This window comes from Yersinia pekkanenii, assembly GCF_001152565.1.
Lineage (GTDB): Bacteria > Pseudomonadota > Gammaproteobacteria > Enterobacterales > Enterobacteriaceae > Yersinia > Yersinia pekkanenii.
In genome coordinates, this window is the sequence record NZ_CQAZ01000013.1 from 13731 (window position 1) to 30457 (window position 16727).

The window sequence follows — 16727 nt, forward strand, 5'->3', positions numbered from 1 at the left end:
CCTCGACGTTACGCCTTGACAGCCGGTTTTACGATCAGGTTGCCGCCGGTAGCTCCCGGAACAGCGCCCTTGACCAGCAGTAGGTTGCGCTCAGCGTCAACACGTACTACATCCAGGCTCTGAACAGTTACACGTTCATCACCCATATGGCCTGCCATTTTCTTGCCTTTAAACACTTTGCCCGGAGTCTGGTTCTGACCGATAGAACCCGGAACGCGGTGAGACAAGGAGTTACCATGGGTAGCATCTTGGGTACGGAAATTCCAGCGCTTAACAGTACCGGCAAAACCTTTACCTTTAGACGTACCTGTAACGTCGACTTTCTTAACGTCTGCAAAGATTTCGACGCTAATTTCTTGACCAGCAGTAAATTCTTGACCTTCTGGAAGGCGGAATTCCCACAGACCACGGCCAGCTTCTACGCCAGCTTTAGCGAAATGACCTGCTTGTGGTTTAGTAACACGGTTAGCTTTTTTAGCACCAGTAGTTACTTGCACAGCACGGTATCCGTCGTTCTCCAGGCTTTTGACCTGAGTTACGCGGTTCGCTTCAATTTCGATAACAGTTACTGGGATTGAAACGCCATCTTCTGTGAAGATACGCGTCATGCCCACTTTCTTACCGACTAAACCAATCATTGTTTCAACCTCTCAATCGCTCAATGACCTGATTAACCCAGGCTGATCTGCACGTCTACACCAGCAGCCAGATCCAGACGCATCAGAGCATCAACGGTTTTCTCGGTTGGCTCAACGATGTCAACCAGACGCTTGTGAGTGCGAATTTCGTACTGATCGCGCGCATCTTTATTGACGTGCGGAGAAATCAGAACGGTAAAGCGCTCTTTGCGAGTTGGCAGCGGGATCGGACCGCGTACCTGCGCACCAGTGCGCTTGGCAGTCTCGACGATTTCCGCAGTTGATTGATCGATCAAACGATGATCAAACGCTTTCAGGCGGATACGGATTCTTTGGTTCTGCATGAGACCAGAGCTCCAATTATTTATAAACGTAAATGATTACTCCTCGCACCCATTTCGATTGATGGGGGAGTGTAATCGTTCAACATATAACCCCCATATCGGGAGTATTGTTCAGTAACAACACAAGGCTGCGACTGACAGATTAGTTTCAATCTGACCCACCAAGATTAGGTAGGCCCGCGCATTATACGTAAATACCAGCAGGAAGCAAGCCAGTGTTGAAAATCTATGCGGAAACTTGCCAGATAATTTGAATAAGAAGGAAATAAGAAGGGAAATAGTTATTTTCCGGGGAACTAACAAGAAAAAAGAGTGAGTCCGATGAGGATTCTCACTCTTTCAGGCTGAATAAAGAAACTATCTTGCGGGGATTTAGTCTTTTGCCAACTGAGCCTGCGAGTAGTTCTGTATGCCCAAGCGGGAAATCAGGCTAAGTTCAGTTTCAAGCCAATCAATATGCCCTTCTTCATCAGCCAGGATTTCTTTCAATAAATCACGGCTGACATAATCATGGATAGAATCCGCATAGGCAATGCCTTCACGCAGATCCTTCGCCCCTGCTAATTCAAGAGTTAAATCAGATTTCAGAATTTCCTCTACATCTTCACCAATATTCAACTTACCCAAGTCCTGTAAGTTAGGAATACCTTCGAGGAATAAAATACGTTCTATGTATTTGTCCGCATGCTTCATTTCGTCTATGGATTCGTGATACTCCTTATCATTAAGGCGCATCAGCCCCCAGTTTTTAAACATTCGGGCATGAAGAAAATATTGATTGATGGCAACCAGCTCGTTTCCGAGTAGCTTATTGAGATGTGCAATTATCTTTTTATCGCCTTTCATAGGTATACCCTCCGCTTCCAGTACACAAAGTGTAGTACCAGATGGCAAAGTGTGGGGAAAACTTATCCCTACTAACTATTAGGCAACATCATTCATCTCTGGAATGTTAGCGCGTTCCTCAATCAAGATTTCTCTGGCCTGTCGAATGCACTTCCCGCAGTCTGTACCAATGGGTACTAATTGGCGCAACTGTTGAATGGTATGTGGATGGTGCTGACGTACAGCTTTACGGATAACTTTGTCAGATACCGCATTACACAGGCAAACATACATAAAATGACTCACTTCTTAACCAGTATCCACAGTGTAAATAAGAATGCGAGTTATTTCAATTAAGATTATTTTCTTTAGGCAACAAAAAAGGGTGCCGAAGCACCCTTTTACTTGATCAATAAAGTAATTAATCAATAAAACAATTAAGCGATAACTTTAGCAACAACACCAGCGCCTACAGTACGGCCGCCTTCACGGATTGCGAAACGCAGGCCGTCGTCCATTGCGATTGGGTGAATCAGAGTAACAACCATGTTGATGTTGTCACCTGGCATCACCATTTCAACGCCTTCTGGCAGTTCGATGGTACCGGTTACGTCAGTTGTACGGAAGTAGAACTGAGGACGGTAGCCTTTGAAGAACGGAGTATGACGACCACCTTCTTCTTTGCTCAGAATATAAACTTCTGAATCAAAGGTAGTGTGTGGTTTGATAGAACCTGGTTTAGCCAGAACTTGACCACGTTCGATATCTTCACGCTTGATACCGCGCAGCAGAACACCAACGTTCTCACCAGCACGACCTTCGTCCAGCAGTTTGCGGAACATTTCAACGCCAGTACAAGTAGATTTAACAGTATCTTTGATACCAACGATCTCTACTTCTTCACCAACTTTAACAATACCGCGCTCTACACGACCCGTTACAACAGTACCACGGCCAGAGATAGAGAATACGTCTTCGATTGGCAGCAAGAATGGCTTATCGATAGCACGTTCTGGCAATGGAATATAGCTATCCAGTGCTTCAGCCAGTTCGATAATTTTAGCTTCCCACTCAGGAACGCCTTCCAATGCTTTCAGTGCTGAACCTTTGATTACTGGAATGTCATCGCCTGGGAAATCATAAGCTGAAAGAAGCTCACGAACTTCCATTTCAACCAGTTCCAGCAACTCTTCATCATCAACCATGTCGCATTTGTTCATGAATACGATCATGTAAGGAACGCCAACCTGGCGACCCAACAGGATGTGTTCACGAGTCTGTGGCATAGGGCCATCAGTCGCAGCAACAACCAAAATCGCGCCGTCCATCTGAGCAGCACCGGTGATCATGTTTTTAACGTAGTCAGCATGCCCTGGGCAGTCAACGTGCGCATAGTGACGCGCCGGGGTATCATATTCAACGTGAGAAGTGTTGATGGTGATACCACGTGCTTTTTCTTCTGGTGCGTTATCGATCTGATCGAAAGCACGAGCACTACCGCCGTAGGTTTTAGCCAGTACGGTGGTGATTGCAGCAGTCAGGGTGGTTTTACCATGGTCAACGTGGCCGATAGTACCGACGTTTACATGGGGTTTGTTACGTTCAAATTTTTCTTTAGACACGACTATATTCCTTACTCTGGTGCTCTACCACTTATGAGAGAGCACTGGATCATTGTTTTAAACCCGAAAGCTTATTTGCCACGGGCTTCGATAACGGCTTTAGCGACGTTACTCGGTGCTTCAGCATACTCCAGGAATTCCATGGAGTAAGAAGCACGGCCCTGAGTCTGAGAACGCAGGTCAGTAGCATAACCGAACATTTCAGACAACGGAACCTTGACGCGAACAGTTTTACCGGTAGCAGTATCTTCCATACCTTCGATGATACCGCGACGGCGGTTAAGGTCGCCCATTACGTCACCCATGTAATCTTCAGGGGTTTCGACTTCAACCTTCATGATTGGCTCAAGCAGAACTGGTTTAGCTCGTTTGAAACCTTCTTTGAAGGCGATAGAACCGGCTAATTTAAACGCCAATTCTGAGGAGTCAACATCATGGTAAGAACCGTAGTGCAGACGGACTTTAACGTCAACAACCGGATAACCAGCCAGAGGACCGGATTTCAGTTGTTCCTGGATACCTTTATCAACAGCCGGGATGAATTCTTTAGGAATAGAACCACCAACGATTTCGTTGACAAACTCATACCCAACACCACCCGGTGGCAACGGAGACATGTCGATAACAACATGACCGTACTGACCGCGACCGCCTGACTGCTTAGCGTGCTTACCTTCCACGTCCTTAACGGTATCGCGGATAGTCTCACGGTATGCAACTTGAGGTTTACCGACGTTTGCTTCCACGCTAAATTCGCGGCGCATACGGTCAACCAAGATATCCAAGTGCAACTCACCCATACCTGCGATGATAGTCTGACCAGATTCTTCGTCAGTCCACACGCGGAATGATGGATCTTCTTTTGCCAGACGACCCAGAGCCATACCCATTTTTTCTTGGTCGGCTTTGGTTTTTGGTTCAACAGCAACAGAGATTACTGGCTCTGGGAACTCCATACGTTCCAAGATGATCGGATTAGCTGGGTCACATAAAGTGTCACCCGTCGTCACATCTTTCAGACCGATCGCTGCTGCGATGTCGCCAGCATAAACTTCTTTGATCTCTTCACGTTTGTTTGCGTGCATCTGTACGATACGGCCCAAACGCTCGCGCTGTGAACGTACTGAGTTCAACACAGTGTCACCGGAGTTAACAATACCAGAGTACACACGGAAGAACGTCAGGTTACCCACAAACGGGTCGGTAGCAATTTTGAATGCCAACGCAGAGAACGGCTCTTTGTCGTCTGAATGACGAATAGCCGGAGTATCTTTACCATCGTCCAAAATACCGTTGATTGCTTCAACGTCAGTTGGTGCTGGCAGATAGTCGATAACTGCATCGAGCATTGCCTGTACGCCTTTGTTTTTAAACGCAGAACCACAGGTAACCAAGATGATTTCGTTGCGCAGAACACGTTGACGCAGAGCTTTCTTGATTTCTACTTCGGTCAGCTCTTCGCCGCCCAAGTATTTATCCATCAGCTCATCTGACGCTTCTGCCGCAGATTCAACCAGATTCTGGTGCCATTCAGCAGCCAGTTCAGCCATATCCGCAGGGATTTCTTCGTATTCGAAGGTCACGCCCAGATCAGCTTCGTTCCAATTGATCGCTTTCATTTTCACCAGGTCAATAACACCGGTGAATTTCTCTTCCGCGCCGATTGCCAGTTGCAATGGAACTGGATTCGCGCCCAGACGAGATTTAATCTGACCAACAACTTTCAGGAAGTTAGCACCCATGCGGTCCATTTTGTTAACGAATGCAATGCGTGGAACTTTATATTTGTTCGCCTGACGCCATACGGTCTCAGACTGTGGCTGAACACCACCAACTGCACAGTAAACCATTACCGCGCCGTCAAGAACACGCATGGAACGTTCTACTTCGATGGTGAAGTCAACGTGCCCAGGGGTGTCAATGATATTGACGTGATGTGGTTCGTACTGTTTAGCCATACCAGACCAAAAGCAGGTAGTAGCCGCAGAAGTAATGGTAATACCACGTTCCTGCTCCTGTTCCATCCAGTCCATAGTGGCTGCGCCGTTATGAACTTCACCGATCTTATGGTTTACACCGGTGTAAAACAGGATACGTTCGGTAGTGGTTGTCTTACCGGCGTCGATGTGAGCGCTGATACCGATATTACGATAGCGCTCAATGGGTGTTTTACGAGCCATTTGATTCCTCTATTCCTAGGGCGTTCATTCGGTTAACCCATGCGGGTTGGCTTATTAAAGCGCCCGCATGGTTAGCATGACTACTGCGTGGTGATTACCAGCGGTAGTGCGCGAACGCCTTGTTAGCTTCGGCCATACGGTGAACGTCTTCACGTTTCTTAACAGCAGAACCTTTGTTCTCTGCTGCGTCAGACAGTTCATTCGCCAAGCGCAAAGCCATGGATTTATCACCGCGTTTACGAGCAGCATCAACGATCCAACGCATTGCCAAGGCATTACGACGAACCGGACGAACTTCAACTGGTACCTGATAAGTAGAACCACCAACGCGGCGAGACTTAACTTCGACAGTCGGGCGCACGTTGTCCAGAGCTACTTCGAAAGCTTCCAGAAAATCTTTACCAGAACGCTGAGCCAGGGTCTCCAGCGCGGTATAGACGATTGCTTCTGCAGTAGATTTTTTACCATCTACCATCAGGATATTGACAAATTTAGCCAACAGCTCAGATCCGAACTTAGGATCGGGTAAAATTTTACGTTGACCAATTACACGACGACGTGGCATGGAAATACTCCGTTGTTAATTCAGGGTTGTCCAAAACTCTAAGAGTTTATTTTGACATTAATGTGAAAATGTTTGGCCTTACTTAACGGAGAACCATTAAGCCTTTGGCTTCTTCACGCCGTACTTAGAACGTGATTGCTTACGGTCTTTAACACCTGAGCAGTCAAGCGCGCCGCGGACGGTGTGGTAACGCACACCTGGCAAGTCTTTTACACGACCGCCACGGATCAGGATCACGGAGTGTTCCTGTAGGTTATGACCTTCACCGCCGATGTAGGAGGTGACTTCAAAACCGTTGGTTAAACGCACACGACAAACTTTACGCAGTGCGGAGTTAGGTTTTTTCGGGGTGGTGGTATATACGCGGGTACATACACCACGTTTCTGCGGGCATGCTTCCAGCGCAGGAACGTTGCTTTTAGCAACCTTCATGCTGCGTGGCTTGCGAACCAGCTGGTTAATCGTTGCCATTATTAAAAAAGCTCCTGGTTTTTGCTTCGTAAACACATGATAAATCCCCCTCGTTTGCACTACTGGCATAGAACGAGGACGCAGAATTTTATGGCTGACTATCTAAGGTGTCAAGAAATATACAGCATTGACTGCATTACCACGCCAGTTGTTGCTGATGTTTTAGGGTCAAATCCACGAAGTGAGTATAACCGATTAGCGTGGCGCTGTCCGAAATTTGACCAGCCAAGCCGCGTGCAATAACATCATTTTCTAATACAAATAACGAGGTAGGGTTATTTAACAACAGCTTAAGACTTTCACTGTTTTTCAATACCGCCATTACGCCGTCTTGCAAAAAAAGAATATCATCTTCGGATGTCGCTAATCTCAGCAACGCAGATAAATCGCAGTGATAGGGAGAATGACTGACGGTATACAGCATTATGGCTACCCAAACCTCATTAAAAAGTCAGCACGACATCATAAGTTGCCAATTGGCGGCGTAGATTTACCGGAGATAGCACCGCTACATCAAGTACCCAATCCGTCACGTCACTCAATCCACGCTGCTGTAATGAAGCTTCGCAGATATAGCAACTTTCGACATCGTACAACGGTAAGACACCAAAAGTAGCAATATAGTTTCGGGCAAGAATTATTTCCGGTTGTTGCTGAGGTAATAGCTGCAAAACACCATCTGACAGAAAGAATACGCCTAAATCTTCGCTTAATGCCGATGTAGCCAGTAAGGCATCCAACCCTTCCCGCCCCGCCGAATTGCCGTGCGGACCTTGGGTAAAAACAAAAGCGACACGGTTCATTGTCATTAAAATTGCACCATGCGGTCACACGTCAATGCGGCTTCGGCCAGCGCTCCCAACCCACTCAAGGTAAAACCGGGTTGTAAATTTGCCGCGGCCAAATTGAGCTGTTGCGCTTCGTGTTGGTCGATAACGCCACGGCGCAATGCTGCCGCCACACAAACATTCAACATAACCTTATGTTCAGTCGCTAATTGTTGCCACGCCCGTACCAAATCAAATTCATCATTCGCTGGAGCGGTTAATTGATTGGCATTCAGTACACCTTCACGGTAGAAGAAGACACTGACTAAATTATGACCTGAATTTACAAGGGCTTGGGCGAATTGATAAGCACTGCTGGCCTGCTGTGTGCCATAAGCAGGCCCGGTGACCATCAGGCAATATTTCATCCCAGACATTAACGGTCGTGCCCCACAAGGTCGCCACTTTTGAATTGGCGAATGTAGAGATAAACCGTGTGTTTAGAGATATTAAGCCGTTCAGCCACCTGATTGATGGCATCTTTGATATCAAAAATACCTTTTTCATACAGATTGAGAACAACCTGACGGTTCTTCGCATTGTTAGAGACATTGCGATCGACATTAACTTCTTCGATGGTAAACTCCAGCGTTTGCGCCACCAGGTCATCGACCGATGAGGCAAAATTGACCGAAGAAGCCACTTCCTGAGTTTCCGGTGGCATGAAAGTCTTCATGATTTGTGAGAAAGGCACATCCAGATTCATGTTAATACACAGCAAGCCAATAACGCGCTGGTCGCGGTTACGGATAGCGATAGTGACCGACTTCATCAACACGCCGCTTTTAGCTCGGGTGAAATAAGCTCTTGAAACACTGCTGTCGGCACCCGCCATATCGTGCAACATCCGCAGGGCCAGATCGGTTATTGGCGAACCAATTTGCCTTCCAGTGTGTTCACCATTAGCAATTCTTACCGCAGAGCTTTTCAGGTCTTCCAGTGAATGCAGAACAATTTCACAGTGACCGCCAATAAGCATCGCCAAACCATCAACGATAGCTTCGTATGATTTTAGTATTTCATGGTCCGTCTGACTGAACGGACGTTCATCCAGTAAATCCAGTTCACTGGTTTCGCTACTGAGAAGCGAATTAGACATCGAAGACACCATCCTCTACGTAAAGCCTGTCTCAATATCGTTGGCAGACTCATAACTCAATATCTTAGATTTTAAGTCTAGCAAATATGCCGAGATAAAATCCTTGCGTTTACATGTGCTATTGACGTTAAGCCCACAAGCCATAAACCGTCAAGTTATCAACGAGCAGAAGTGCAAATTGATAGATATGCCGCAAAAAAAACCGCCACGACAATTATCGCAGCGGTTATATGGCAGAACGTTTATCTAAGCTGAATTACTTCTTCGCTTTTGCGTCCGCAGCGGCAGCAGGCTGTTCTGCTGAAGCATCGGCTTTAGGCGCGGCTTTAATATCCAGCAGTTCTACTTCGAATACCAGAGTAGAGTTAGCAGGGATGCCTGGAACGCCAGTTTTGCCGTAAGCCAGTTCTGGTGGGATAACCAGAGTGATTTTGCCGCCTTTCTTGATTTGCTTCAGGCCTTCAGTCCAACCTGGGATGACACCATCAAGACGGAATGACAGCGGCTCACCGCGTTTGTAAGAGTTATCAAACTCAGTACCATCAGTCAGAGTCCCTTTGTAGTTAACTACAACGGTGTCGCTGTCTTTTGGTGCATCACCAGTACCGGCGTTCTCAACTTTGTAAAGCAAGCCAGATTCCGTTTTCTTCACATCTTTTTCTTTAGCGAAAGTCTCGCGGTACTTAGCGCCCTTATCCGCGTTTTCTTTAGAATCTTGCTCCATTTTTGCCTGAGCAGATGCTTTTACGCGAGCTTCAAAACCTTGCAGCGTTTTTTCAATTTCTTCGTCAGTCAGTTTGCTTTTGCTGGCAAAGGCATCCTGTACACCAGCGATCAACTGGTCTTTATCCAGTTTAATCCCTAGCTTTTCTTGTTCTTTCAGGGAGTTATCCATGTAACGCCCCAGTGATGCCCCTAATGCATAAGCAGATTGCTGGTCATCATTCTTAAATGCGCTATTGGTCGTTGCGGGCGCATCTGCGGTTTTGGCTGCTTCAGCAGCGAAAGTAGCAGAAGTATTCAGGGTCAGCGCCATGGTGGTAGCCAGTAGCGTTACTTTAAACAGTGATTTCATCCATTTCTCCATTGGCTTAAGGACTCTTACCCCAAGCAACGATTTTAAGAGTAACTTGTACTATAACTGTCTGTGTGAACACAAAACAATCTCAATACTCATGCTATTAAGTGATATTAAGACTTTTTTTACTACAATAAGTTTCGTTTTTACAGATATCTTGCTCTCTTACCGGGTAATCATGCGCCTTTACCGATAGAATCTAGCCTGTTCTGCCATTTTTGCTATACTTCCACCGAGCGAAAAATAACCCAAAGGTAGGGTTCGCTGTTACGCCAAGTGTAGCGGCATCATTTGCAGTCATGAGAGGAGACAAGATGGAACAGGCCCTGTTTGAGCAACGACTGGAAATGCTGGAGAGCCGTCTGGCATTTCAGGAAGTGACGATTGAAGAACTCAATGCGATCGTGACAAAGCACCAGATGGAAATGGCCAAACTGCGGGATCACCTACGTTTATTGACCGATAAACTACGAGAGTCTCAGTCCTCCATGATGGCCTCGCCAGCAGAAGAGACACCGCCCCCGCATTATTAATGCGGATAGCAAAAAGCCAGCCGCAAGGCTGGCTTTTGACTGACAAAGTCAGATTTTAGTGACAGCCACAGCCGCCTTTACCACAACCGCCTTTGGCCTGTTCATGGCTTTCTTTATGGCTTTCTTCATGGTCATCATGGCCATGGCCGCCGCAGCAACCATCACCGTGTTCGTGGTGACTATCATGCTCACCATGTACGTGGCCATGTTGCAGCTCTTCTTCTGTTGCTTCACGGATAGCAACCACTTCAACGTGGAAGTTTAAATCCTGACCCGCCAGCATGTGGTTACCATCAACCACTACGTGCTCGTCTTCAACAGCAGTGATTTCTACCGGTACTGGACCTTGATCGGTATCAGCCAGGAAACGCATACCAACTTCCAGCTCGTCAACGCCCATAAATACATCTTTCGGCACGCGCTGCACCAGATTTTCATCATAGCTGCCGTAACCTTCGTCTGCATTCACACGGACATCAAAGACGTCGCCAGCTTCGTGATCTTCGAGTGCCTTTTCTAAACCCGCGATCAGGGAACCGTGTCCGTGCAGGTAGTCCAACGGCGCACTCACCGGAGACTCATCAACTAACACACCGTCTTCTGTACGTACCTGGTAAGCCAGGCTGACCACCAAGTCTTTTGCTACTTTCATGATATCTCCTACCCTTGGAACAAAAATTGGCACAGATTGTAGCGGAAATCTGCACCGCTGTACCCTTTAGCATAAAAAATCGCGAAGGATAACGCTACTCCGGATGGAAAATGCCTATCACTTGTTCATGTGGACGGAGGTGTTGATTGACCTGTTCATCCGTCTGACGCTGATGGTGACCACACTTAACACACTCCACCACTTCAACCTGATCTTCACGCCATAAAGCCAGTGTGTCCAATGCCTTACACTGCGGGCAGACAGCTCCGGCGATAAACCTTTTACGTGTTTTTACCTTATTATTTGGCGTAATTATCATTGTTTTCTCCGATATTATTCGTATTCATCCCACCCATCTAATTGCCTACTTTCATGCAGCATTTCTCGTTGGAAAATATCTTCCAGTTCACGGCGGGCTTCTTTAATTCTGGATATTTGCGCCACATCGCCATGATGTTGCGGCATCAGTTCACGTAACATACGCATATCGAGCCGACGGAAATGCTGTTGCGCCCGATAGGCCTGATGTGGATGCATACCCAATTCTAATAACGTTTTGCGCCCCAACTCCAACGCACTGGAAAAGGTTTCACGGGTGAAATCCTTGACGCCGTTTTGCAGCAATTCATGTGCTTCAACACGCCCTCTGGCTCGCGCCAGAATGTGCAAATTCGGGAAGTGCTGCTGACATAAATGTACCAGCGTCATAGTGTCTTCCGGCTCATTACAAGTGATAACGATAGCTTTGGCTTTTTCTGCCCCTGCCGCACGCAGCAGCTCCAGTTCCGTGGCATCGCCATAGTAAACCTTGTAGCCGTATTTGCGCATCACACTGACGGCGCTGACATCACGTTCCAGCACGGTAATACGCATTTTGTTCGCCATCAGCAGGCGGCCAATCACCTGACCAAACCGCCCGAAACCGACAATAATCACCTGCGGGTCATTATCCTCTACAAACGGCTTCTCATCGCTCTCTTCCTGCGCGTTGTAGCGACGGATCAGAATGCGATCAATTAGTTGCATCAGCAACGGTGTGGTCATCATCGACAGTGTCACCACCACCAGCAACAAGGCCAATTGTTCTGCATTCAAAACATGTTGAGAGAATGCCGCAGAGAACAAGACAAAAGCAAACTCGCCGCTCTGACTGAGCACCCCGGCAAATTGCAGTCGCACCGAACGGCGCAAGCCAAATGTCCGTGCCAGGCCATACAATACTGCACCTTTGATAAGTACCAGTGCCAGCACACCTAATAACACATCCAGCAAGTGAGTGAACAGCACACCAAGATTCAGCGCCATACCGACTGAGATGAAGAATAACCCGAGCAGCAACCCTTTAAAGGGTTCGATAGCAATTTCCAGTTCGTGCTGGAACTCGCTTTCCGCCAGCAGAATCCCGGCGATAAATGTCCCGAGCGCCATCGACAGGCCCAGTGCATCCATAAACAGTGCCGAACCCAAGACCACCAACAAGGCCGCGGCGGTAAAAACCTCCCGCACACCGGAGGCAACGATATAGCGGAATAATGGGCGCAGTAGGTAGCGACCACCAATTAACATGCCAGCAAACGCGGCAACTTTTAGACCAATCCTGGCCCAGTCGTTGGCTCCCCCTCCGCCACCGGCCAGAATCGGGATCAGAGCCAACGCAGGGATAACCGCCATGTCCTGAAAGAGTAAAACCGAGAAGCCGAGTTGCCCGCCCTCGCTACGGTTCATGCCTTTTTCCCGCATCAGTTGTAGCGCCATCGCCGTCGAGGACATCGCCAGGCCAATACCACCGATAACCGCCGCCTGCCAGGCAAATTGGCTGAAATAAAGCAATGCGCCCAACACCGCCGCCGTTAGCACTACCTGACCGGCCCCGACACCGAAAATAGAGCGCCGCAACTGCCACAGCTTGGCCGGATTCAATTCCAACCCGATGATAAACATCAGGAACACCACACCTAATTCGGAAAAGTGAAGGATTTCATCGACATCACGGATAAAGCCCAATCCCCACGGGCCGATGGCAATACCGGCTATCAAATAGCCCAATACTGCACCAATACCCAGCCGCTGGGCGATGGGAACCGCCACCACGGCAGCAAACAGGAACAACATAATGGCGGTAAGTAGCGCTGAGCCTTCCATATATCAATGCCCTCCCGTAGGCAGCGGTGATTGTAACCACTGCGCATAGGCTTGCGCATGGCTGGCTAAGACTTCCGGCTTTTGACGCCGTGCCCAGTAAACAATAATTGGATTCATCCAATGCATATGACACATCGCCGCCGTCAATTCGAAAGGCCGTAAAATGTCTTCCATCGGATAGCGATTATAGCCCCCCGCCCGGTAAGCGCCTTCCGGCTCACCGGTGGTAATGACCGAACGCCAATATTTACCCGCCAGGGCATCGCCCCCCACCCCATTAGCAAAGCCACGCGCCAATACCCGATCCAGCCATTCTTTCAGTAATGCCGGGCAGCTATAAGTGTATAAGGGGTGTTGAAAGACAATAATTTGATGCTCACGTAGCAATTGCTGCTCATGATGAATATCAATAAAGAAATCCGGATAGTGTGCGTAAAGATCGTGCACAGTGACATGTTCTAATTGCTGCACCGGTTGCAGTAAAACCCGGTTGGCTACCGAGTCCTGTGATTCCGGATGGGCATACAGCAGCAAAACCTTGGGTGGCTGCGACATCATTCCCCTCCAAAGCGTCGTCAGGCTCCGGTTTTTCCGTTACCATGCTCCGCAAAGACTAAAAATAGGGCACTAAACACCCTGTTTACCCTAACATAATGACAATTTAACATACGGCACTCTATGATTGTTTTTTCTTCGCTTCAAATTCGACGTGGTACTCGGGTCTTGCTGGACAACGCGACAGCAACGATTAATCCTGGCCAAAAAGTCGGGCTGGTTGGTAAAAACGGTTGTGGTAAATCCACTCTGCTGGCGTTGCTCAAAGGCGAACTGAGCGCCGATGGGGGCAATGCCACTTTTCCCAGTAACTGGGCGCTGGCCTGGGTTAATCAGGAGACCCCGGCACTGGATGTTCCGGCGATAGAGTATGTCATCGACGGTGACCGCGAATATCGCCAGTTGGAGGCCGAACTTCAGGCCGCCAATGAAAAAAACGACGGCCATGCCATTGCCACGATACACGGCAAGCTGGATGCCATCCATGCCTGGACTATTCAATCCCGTGCCGCCAGTTTGCTACACGGACTGGGCTTTTCTCAAGATCAATTACAACAGCCGGTACGTTCATTTTCCGGCGGCTGGCGTATGCGCCTTAACCTGGCCCAAGCGCTACTTTGCCGCTCTGATTTGCTGCTGCTGGATGAACCGACCAACCATTTAGATTTGGATGCGGTGATCTGGTTAGAGAAATGGCTAAAAAGCTACGCTGGAACACTGGTTCTGATTTCCCATGACCGTGATTTCCTCGATCCTATTATCGATAAGATTCTGCATATTGAACAGCAAACGCTGAATGAATATACCGGTAACTATTCATCCTTCGAACGTCAGCGTGCCACAAAACTGTCGCAACAGCAGTCGATGTATCAGCATCAGCAAGAAAAAGTGGCGCATTTACAAAGCTATATCGACCGTTTCCGGGCACAGGCGACCAAAGCCAAACAAGCCCAGAGTCGCATCAAAATGCTGGAACGGATGGAGCTGATTGCGCCAGCCCATGTTGATAACCCGTTCCACTTCAGTTTCCGCACGCCGGAAAGCCTGCCCGATCCCCTGCTACGCATGGAAAAAGTCTGCGCCGGCTATGGCGATCGCACTATTTTAGAGTCGATTAAACTTAATCTGGTGCCCGGTTCACGCATTGGTCTGTTGGGTCGCAATGGTGCCGGTAAATCAACCCTGATTAAGCTGTTGGCGGGTACGTTAGAACCACAAAGTGGTGAAATCGGCTTATCCAAAGGGGTTAAGCTGGGTTACTTCGCTCAACATCAGCTTGAATTCCTGCGGGCGGATGAATCGCCGTTACAGCATATGAGCCGTCTGGCCCCCAAAGAACCGGAACAACAACTGCGCGACTATTTGGGTGGCTACGGTTTTCAGGGCGATCAAGTTACCGATCCGACGGCCCGCTTCTCCGGTGGTGAGAAGGCACGTCTGGTGCTGGCACTGATTATCTGGCAGCGCCCTAACCTGTTGCTGCTCGATGAGCCAACCAACCACCTTGATCTTGATATGCGTCAGGCTCTGACCGAAGCCTTGATGGATTTTGAAGGCGCATTGGTGGTGGTTTCCCATGATCGTCATTTACTGCGCTCCACCACCGATGATCTTTATCTGGTGCATGACGGCAAAGTTGAACAGTTCGACGGCGACTTAGAGGATTACCAACAGTTTTTGGTGGATGTACAACGTCAGCAAAGCCAGCAGGATAACCCGACAAAAGAGCTATCCGGCAACAGTGCGCAGCAACGGAAAGATCAAAAACGCCGTGATGCCGAGTTCCGTAGCCAGACTCAGCCATTACGTAAAAAAATCATGACATTGGAAAAGCAGATGGATAAGCTCAGTGCAGAGCTGGCGGCTATCGAAGAACAACTGGCTGATCCCGCTTTGTACGATATTGCCCGTAAAGCCGATCTAACCCAGTGCCTGCAACAGCAGACGCAAGTGAAATCCCAACTGGAAGAGACGGAAATGCATTGGCTGGATGCCCAAGAGCAGCTAGAGAGTATTACCAAAATATTTGAAGCGGAGTAATCCGCCGTTCAAAACAGCCCCAATAGATCTCAAGATGCAAAAGGTGGTAAAGGAGAGATAAATCTGCAACTTGAAGGATGACGGGTAAAAGCCTCTATTAAGGATAATAAGGTTATGAATAAAAAGGATATTACCGTCGTGATGCCGGTATTTAACAGTATGCCGTATCTCACGCCACTGCTCGACTCGTTATGTAATCAGTCTGGTCCATCATTAGAGATTATCGCGGTTAATGATGGCTCGACTGATAACAGTCTTTCGGTATTGGAAGACGCCGCACGCCGTGACTCGCGACTCATCATTGTTAATCAGCAGAATCAAGGGCTTTCCGCCGCCCGTAACGCCGGAATAGCTCGAGCTACCGGAACTTGGGTTGCTTTTGCCGATGGGGACGATTGGCTGGCTCCCGATGCTTTATCAACCTGGCTACAGCAGGCTAATCAACAGCAACTCGACTTACTGATTGGCAATGGTTATCCCTTCAGCACCGACCCCCATCAGCCCACCGGCGGCTCATTGTTGCATAAGCAGTCTTGGGGGCAGGTTCTCAGTGGCAAACGGTGGGTTATTGGTAGTGTGGCACACCATGAATGGCCACATTATGCATGGCTGCAACTGATTCGCCGTGATCTGATCACCACCCATCAATTGGCATTCATCCCCGGCATGTTACATGAAGATATCCTGTGGACAACTCAACTGGCATTAGTAGCGCAACGTGTCGGCTACTGTGCCGCGCCATTTTATGGCTACCGTACCAATCCCACGTCGATCACTCACTCCCATTCAACTCAAAACCTCTTGCACCGGGCGAGTAGTTATATCCATATTATCAAAGGGTTGGTTGATATCGCCGGAACAGTAGAGCCCCGCTTACGCCATGCTCTATTCCGTCATGCTAATCAGGAAAGTGGCCATTTTTTAGGGCTGATGCGCAAAAAATTACCCGCATCACCGGAACGCAGTGCGCTGGCAGCCAGGTTTAGCCAATTGGGGCTACACTCAGCCCTGTTCCGTGGTGTTGGTGATATACATGCGTTCTGGCGGGCACTGCGTTGCTTGCTAACTATCGCGCGTTATGCGCGACAAAAGCATTCGCAGTGTGAATAGATATTAAATATACATTTATTTTTGTTATTACTCAGGAAAATTTCAT

At 48.3% G+C, this 16727-nt stretch carries 20 protein-coding genes; 3 read left to right on the forward strand and 17 right to left on the reverse strand.

The features are described from left to right. Positions 1-8: 8 nt before the first annotated feature. The 13 genes from rplC to fkpA all read right to left on the reverse strand — a co-directional run bounded on the left by rplC (position 9) and on the right by fkpA (position 9646). Entirely contained in the window at positions 9-638 is a 630-nt protein-coding gene (rplC, locus tag AEP37_RS08410) for a 50S ribosomal protein L3 (RefSeq protein ID WP_049612319.1), read from the reverse strand. Positions 639-670: 32 nt separating this feature from the next. After that, positions 671-982 carry a 30S ribosomal protein S10 gene (rpsJ, locus tag AEP37_RS08415; protein ID WP_001181005.1) on the reverse strand — a complete coding sequence of 104 codons (312 nt, stop codon included), beginning with the start codon at positions 980-982 and terminating at the stop codon, positions 671-673. Between the two features lie 372 nt (positions 983-1354). Beyond that, complete coding sequence (bfr, locus tag AEP37_RS08420) at positions 1355-1828, reverse strand: bacterioferritin (protein ID WP_049612323.1); 474 nt, start codon at positions 1826-1828, stop codon at positions 1355-1357. Positions 1829-1906: 78 nt separating this feature from the next. Continuing rightward, positions 1907-2101, reverse strand: a complete 195-nt coding sequence (gene bfd, locus AEP37_RS24230) for a bacterioferritin-associated ferredoxin (RefSeq protein ID WP_004391429.1) — start codon at positions 2099-2101, stop codon at positions 1907-1909. A gap of 143 nt (positions 2102-2244) precedes the next feature. After that, complete coding sequence (tuf, locus tag AEP37_RS08425) at positions 2245-3429, reverse strand: elongation factor Tu (RefSeq protein WP_049612324.1); 1185 nt, start codon at positions 3427-3429, stop codon at positions 2245-2247. A 71-nt stretch (positions 3430-3500) separates the two neighbouring features. Further along, positions 3501-5609: an elongation factor G gene (gene fusA, locus AEP37_RS08430; RefSeq protein WP_049612327.1), complete on the reverse strand. Its 2109-nt coding sequence runs from the start codon at positions 5607-5609 to the stop codon at positions 3501-3503. 94 nt (positions 5610-5703) lie between these two features. Continuing rightward, positions 5704-6174 (reverse strand): 30S ribosomal protein S7, encoded by a 471-nt coding sequence (gene rpsG / locus AEP37_RS08435; RefSeq protein WP_002212324.1) that lies wholly within the window; start codon positions 6172-6174, stop codon positions 5704-5706. A gap of 96 nt (positions 6175-6270) precedes the next feature. Next, the gene (gene rpsL / locus AEP37_RS08440) at positions 6271-6645 is read right to left on the reverse strand and encodes a 30S ribosomal protein S12 (RefSeq protein WP_002212323.1); all 375 of its coding nucleotides are present in this window, start codon (positions 6643-6645) and stop codon (positions 6271-6273) included. A gap of 136 nt (positions 6646-6781) precedes the next feature. After that, positions 6782-7069 (reverse strand): sulfurtransferase complex subunit TusB, encoded by a 288-nt coding sequence (tusB, locus tag AEP37_RS08445; protein ID WP_049612329.1) that lies wholly within the window; start codon positions 7067-7069, stop codon positions 6782-6784. A gap of 19 nt (positions 7070-7088) precedes the next feature. Next, the gene (gene tusC, locus AEP37_RS08450; RefSeq protein WP_082170731.1) at positions 7089-7454 is read right to left on the reverse strand and encodes a sulfurtransferase complex subunit TusC; all 366 of its coding nucleotides are present in this window, start codon (positions 7452-7454) and stop codon (positions 7089-7091) included. After that, complete coding sequence (gene tusD, locus AEP37_RS08455) at positions 7454-7849, reverse strand: sulfurtransferase complex subunit TusD (RefSeq protein WP_082170732.1); 396 nt, start codon at positions 7847-7849, stop codon at positions 7454-7456. The genes tusC and tusD overlap by 1 nt, the downstream gene beginning before the upstream one ends. Further along, positions 7849-8571 carry a helix-turn-helix transcriptional regulator gene (locus AEP37_RS08460; protein ID WP_049612331.1) on the reverse strand — a complete coding sequence of 241 codons (723 nt, stop codon included), beginning with the start codon at positions 8569-8571 and terminating at the stop codon, positions 7849-7851. Before AEP37_RS08460 ends, tusD begins: the two co-directional genes overlap by 1 nt. A 256-nt stretch (positions 8572-8827) precedes the next feature. Then, positions 8828-9646 (reverse strand): FKBP-type peptidyl-prolyl cis-trans isomerase, encoded by an 819-nt coding sequence (gene fkpA / locus AEP37_RS08465; RefSeq protein ID WP_049612333.1) that lies wholly within the window; start codon positions 9644-9646, stop codon positions 8828-8830. Between the two features lie 317 nt (positions 9647-9963). On the opposite strand from fkpA, the gene AEP37_RS08470 reads away from it, so the two are divergent. After that, positions 9964-10182, forward strand: coding sequence for a protein SlyX (locus tag AEP37_RS08470; RefSeq protein ID WP_049612335.1), 219 nt, complete (start codon positions 9964-9966; stop codon positions 10180-10182). A gap of 55 nt (positions 10183-10237) precedes the next feature. Here the strand turns inward: AEP37_RS08470 and slyD are convergent, their stop codons facing one another. The 4 genes from slyD to kefG form a co-directional block, all read right to left on the reverse strand. Further along, positions 10238-10834 (reverse strand): peptidylprolyl isomerase, encoded by a 597-nt coding sequence (gene slyD / locus AEP37_RS08475; protein ID WP_049612337.1) that lies wholly within the window; start codon positions 10832-10834, stop codon positions 10238-10240. Positions 10835-10928: 94 nt separating this feature from the next. Then, positions 10929-11153, reverse strand: a complete 225-nt coding sequence (locus AEP37_RS08480) for a YheV family putative zinc ribbon protein (protein ID WP_049612338.1) — start codon at positions 11151-11153, stop codon at positions 10929-10931. Positions 11154-11167: 14 nt separating this feature from the next. After that, on the reverse strand, positions 11168-12976 hold the full coding sequence (gene kefB, locus AEP37_RS08485) for a glutathione-regulated potassium-efflux system protein KefB (RefSeq protein WP_049612340.1): 1809 nt from the start codon (positions 12974-12976) through the stop codon (positions 11168-11170). Between the two features lie 3 nt (positions 12977-12979). Then, positions 12980-13531, reverse strand: coding sequence for a glutathione-regulated potassium-efflux system ancillary protein KefG (kefG, locus tag AEP37_RS08490; protein WP_049612342.1), 552 nt, complete (start codon positions 13529-13531; stop codon positions 12980-12982). A 123-nt stretch (positions 13532-13654) separates the two neighbouring features. Between kefG and AEP37_RS08495 the strand changes: the two genes are divergently transcribed. Next, the gene (locus AEP37_RS08495) at positions 13655-15571 is read left to right on the forward strand and encodes an ABC transporter ATP-binding protein (RefSeq protein ID WP_049612344.1); all 1917 of its coding nucleotides are present in this window, start codon (positions 13655-13657) and stop codon (positions 15569-15571) included. Between the two features lie 114 nt (positions 15572-15685). Beyond that, the gene (locus tag AEP37_RS08500) at positions 15686-16681 is read left to right on the forward strand and encodes a glycosyltransferase (RefSeq protein ID WP_049612346.1); all 996 of its coding nucleotides are present in this window, start codon (positions 15686-15688) and stop codon (positions 16679-16681) included. Positions 16682-16727: the final 46 nt, after the last annotated feature.

Bases quoted from the DNA above. Each gene is read 5' to 3' on its own strand.
- rplC (WP_049612319.1), bottom strand. From the start codon at position 638: ATGATTGGTTTAGTCGGTAAGAAAGTGGGCATGACGCGTATCTTCACA.
- rpsJ (WP_001181005.1), bottom strand. From the start codon at position 982: ATGCAGAACCAAAGAATCCGTATCCGCCTGAAAGCGTTTGATCATCGT.
- bfr (WP_049612323.1), bottom strand. From the start codon at position 1,828: ATGAAAGGCGATAAAAAGATAATTGCACATCTCAATAAGCTACTCGGA.
- bfd (WP_004391429.1), bottom strand. From the start codon at position 2,101: ATGTATGTTTGCCTGTGTAATGCGGTATCTGACAAAGTTATCCGTAAA.
- fusA (WP_049612327.1), bottom strand. From the start codon at position 5,609: ATGGCTCGTAAAACACCCATTGAGCGCTATCGTAATATCGGTATCAGC.
- rpsG (WP_002212324.1), bottom strand. From the start codon at position 6,174: ATGCCACGTCGTCGTGTAATTGGTCAACGTAAAATTTTACCCGATCCT.
- rpsL (WP_002212323.1), bottom strand. From the start codon at position 6,645: ATGGCAACGATTAACCAGCTGGTTCGCAAGCCACGCAGCATGAAGGTT.
- tusB (WP_049612329.1), bottom strand. From the start codon at position 7,069: ATGCTGTATACCGTCAGTCATTCTCCCTATCACTGCGATTTATCTGCG.
- tusC (WP_082170731.1), bottom strand. From the start codon at position 7,454: ATGACAATGAACCGTGTCGCTTTTGTTTTTACCCAAGGTCCGCACGGC.
- tusD (WP_082170732.1), bottom strand. From the start codon at position 7,849: ATGTCTGGGATGAAATATTGCCTGATGGTCACCGGGCCTGCTTATGGC.
- AEP37_RS08460 (WP_049612331.1), bottom strand. From the start codon at position 8,571: ATGTCTAATTCGCTTCTCAGTAGCGAAACCAGTGAACTGGATTTACTG.
- fkpA (WP_049612333.1), bottom strand. From the start codon at position 9,646: ATGAAATCACTGTTTAAAGTAACGCTACTGGCTACCACCATGGCGCTG.
- AEP37_RS08470 (WP_049612335.1), top strand. From the start codon at position 9,964: ATGGAACAGGCCCTGTTTGAGCAACGACTGGAAATGCTGGAGAGCCGT.
- slyD (WP_049612337.1), bottom strand. From the start codon at position 10,834: ATGAAAGTAGCAAAAGACTTGGTGGTCAGCCTGGCTTACCAGGTACGT.
- AEP37_RS08480 (WP_049612338.1), bottom strand. From the start codon at position 11,153: ATGATAATTACGCCAAATAATAAGGTAAAAACACGTAAAAGGTTTATC.
- kefB (WP_049612340.1), bottom strand. From the start codon at position 12,976: ATGGAAGGCTCAGCGCTACTTACCGCCATTATGTTGTTCCTGTTTGCT.
- kefG (WP_049612342.1), bottom strand. From the start codon at position 13,531: ATGTCGCAGCCACCCAAGGTTTTGCTGCTGTATGCCCATCCGGAATCA.
- AEP37_RS08495 (WP_049612344.1), top strand. From the start codon at position 13,655: ATGATTGTTTTTTCTTCGCTTCAAATTCGACGTGGTACTCGGGTCTTG.
- AEP37_RS08500 (WP_049612346.1), top strand. From the start codon at position 15,686: ATGAATAAAAAGGATATTACCGTCGTGATGCCGGTATTTAACAGTATG.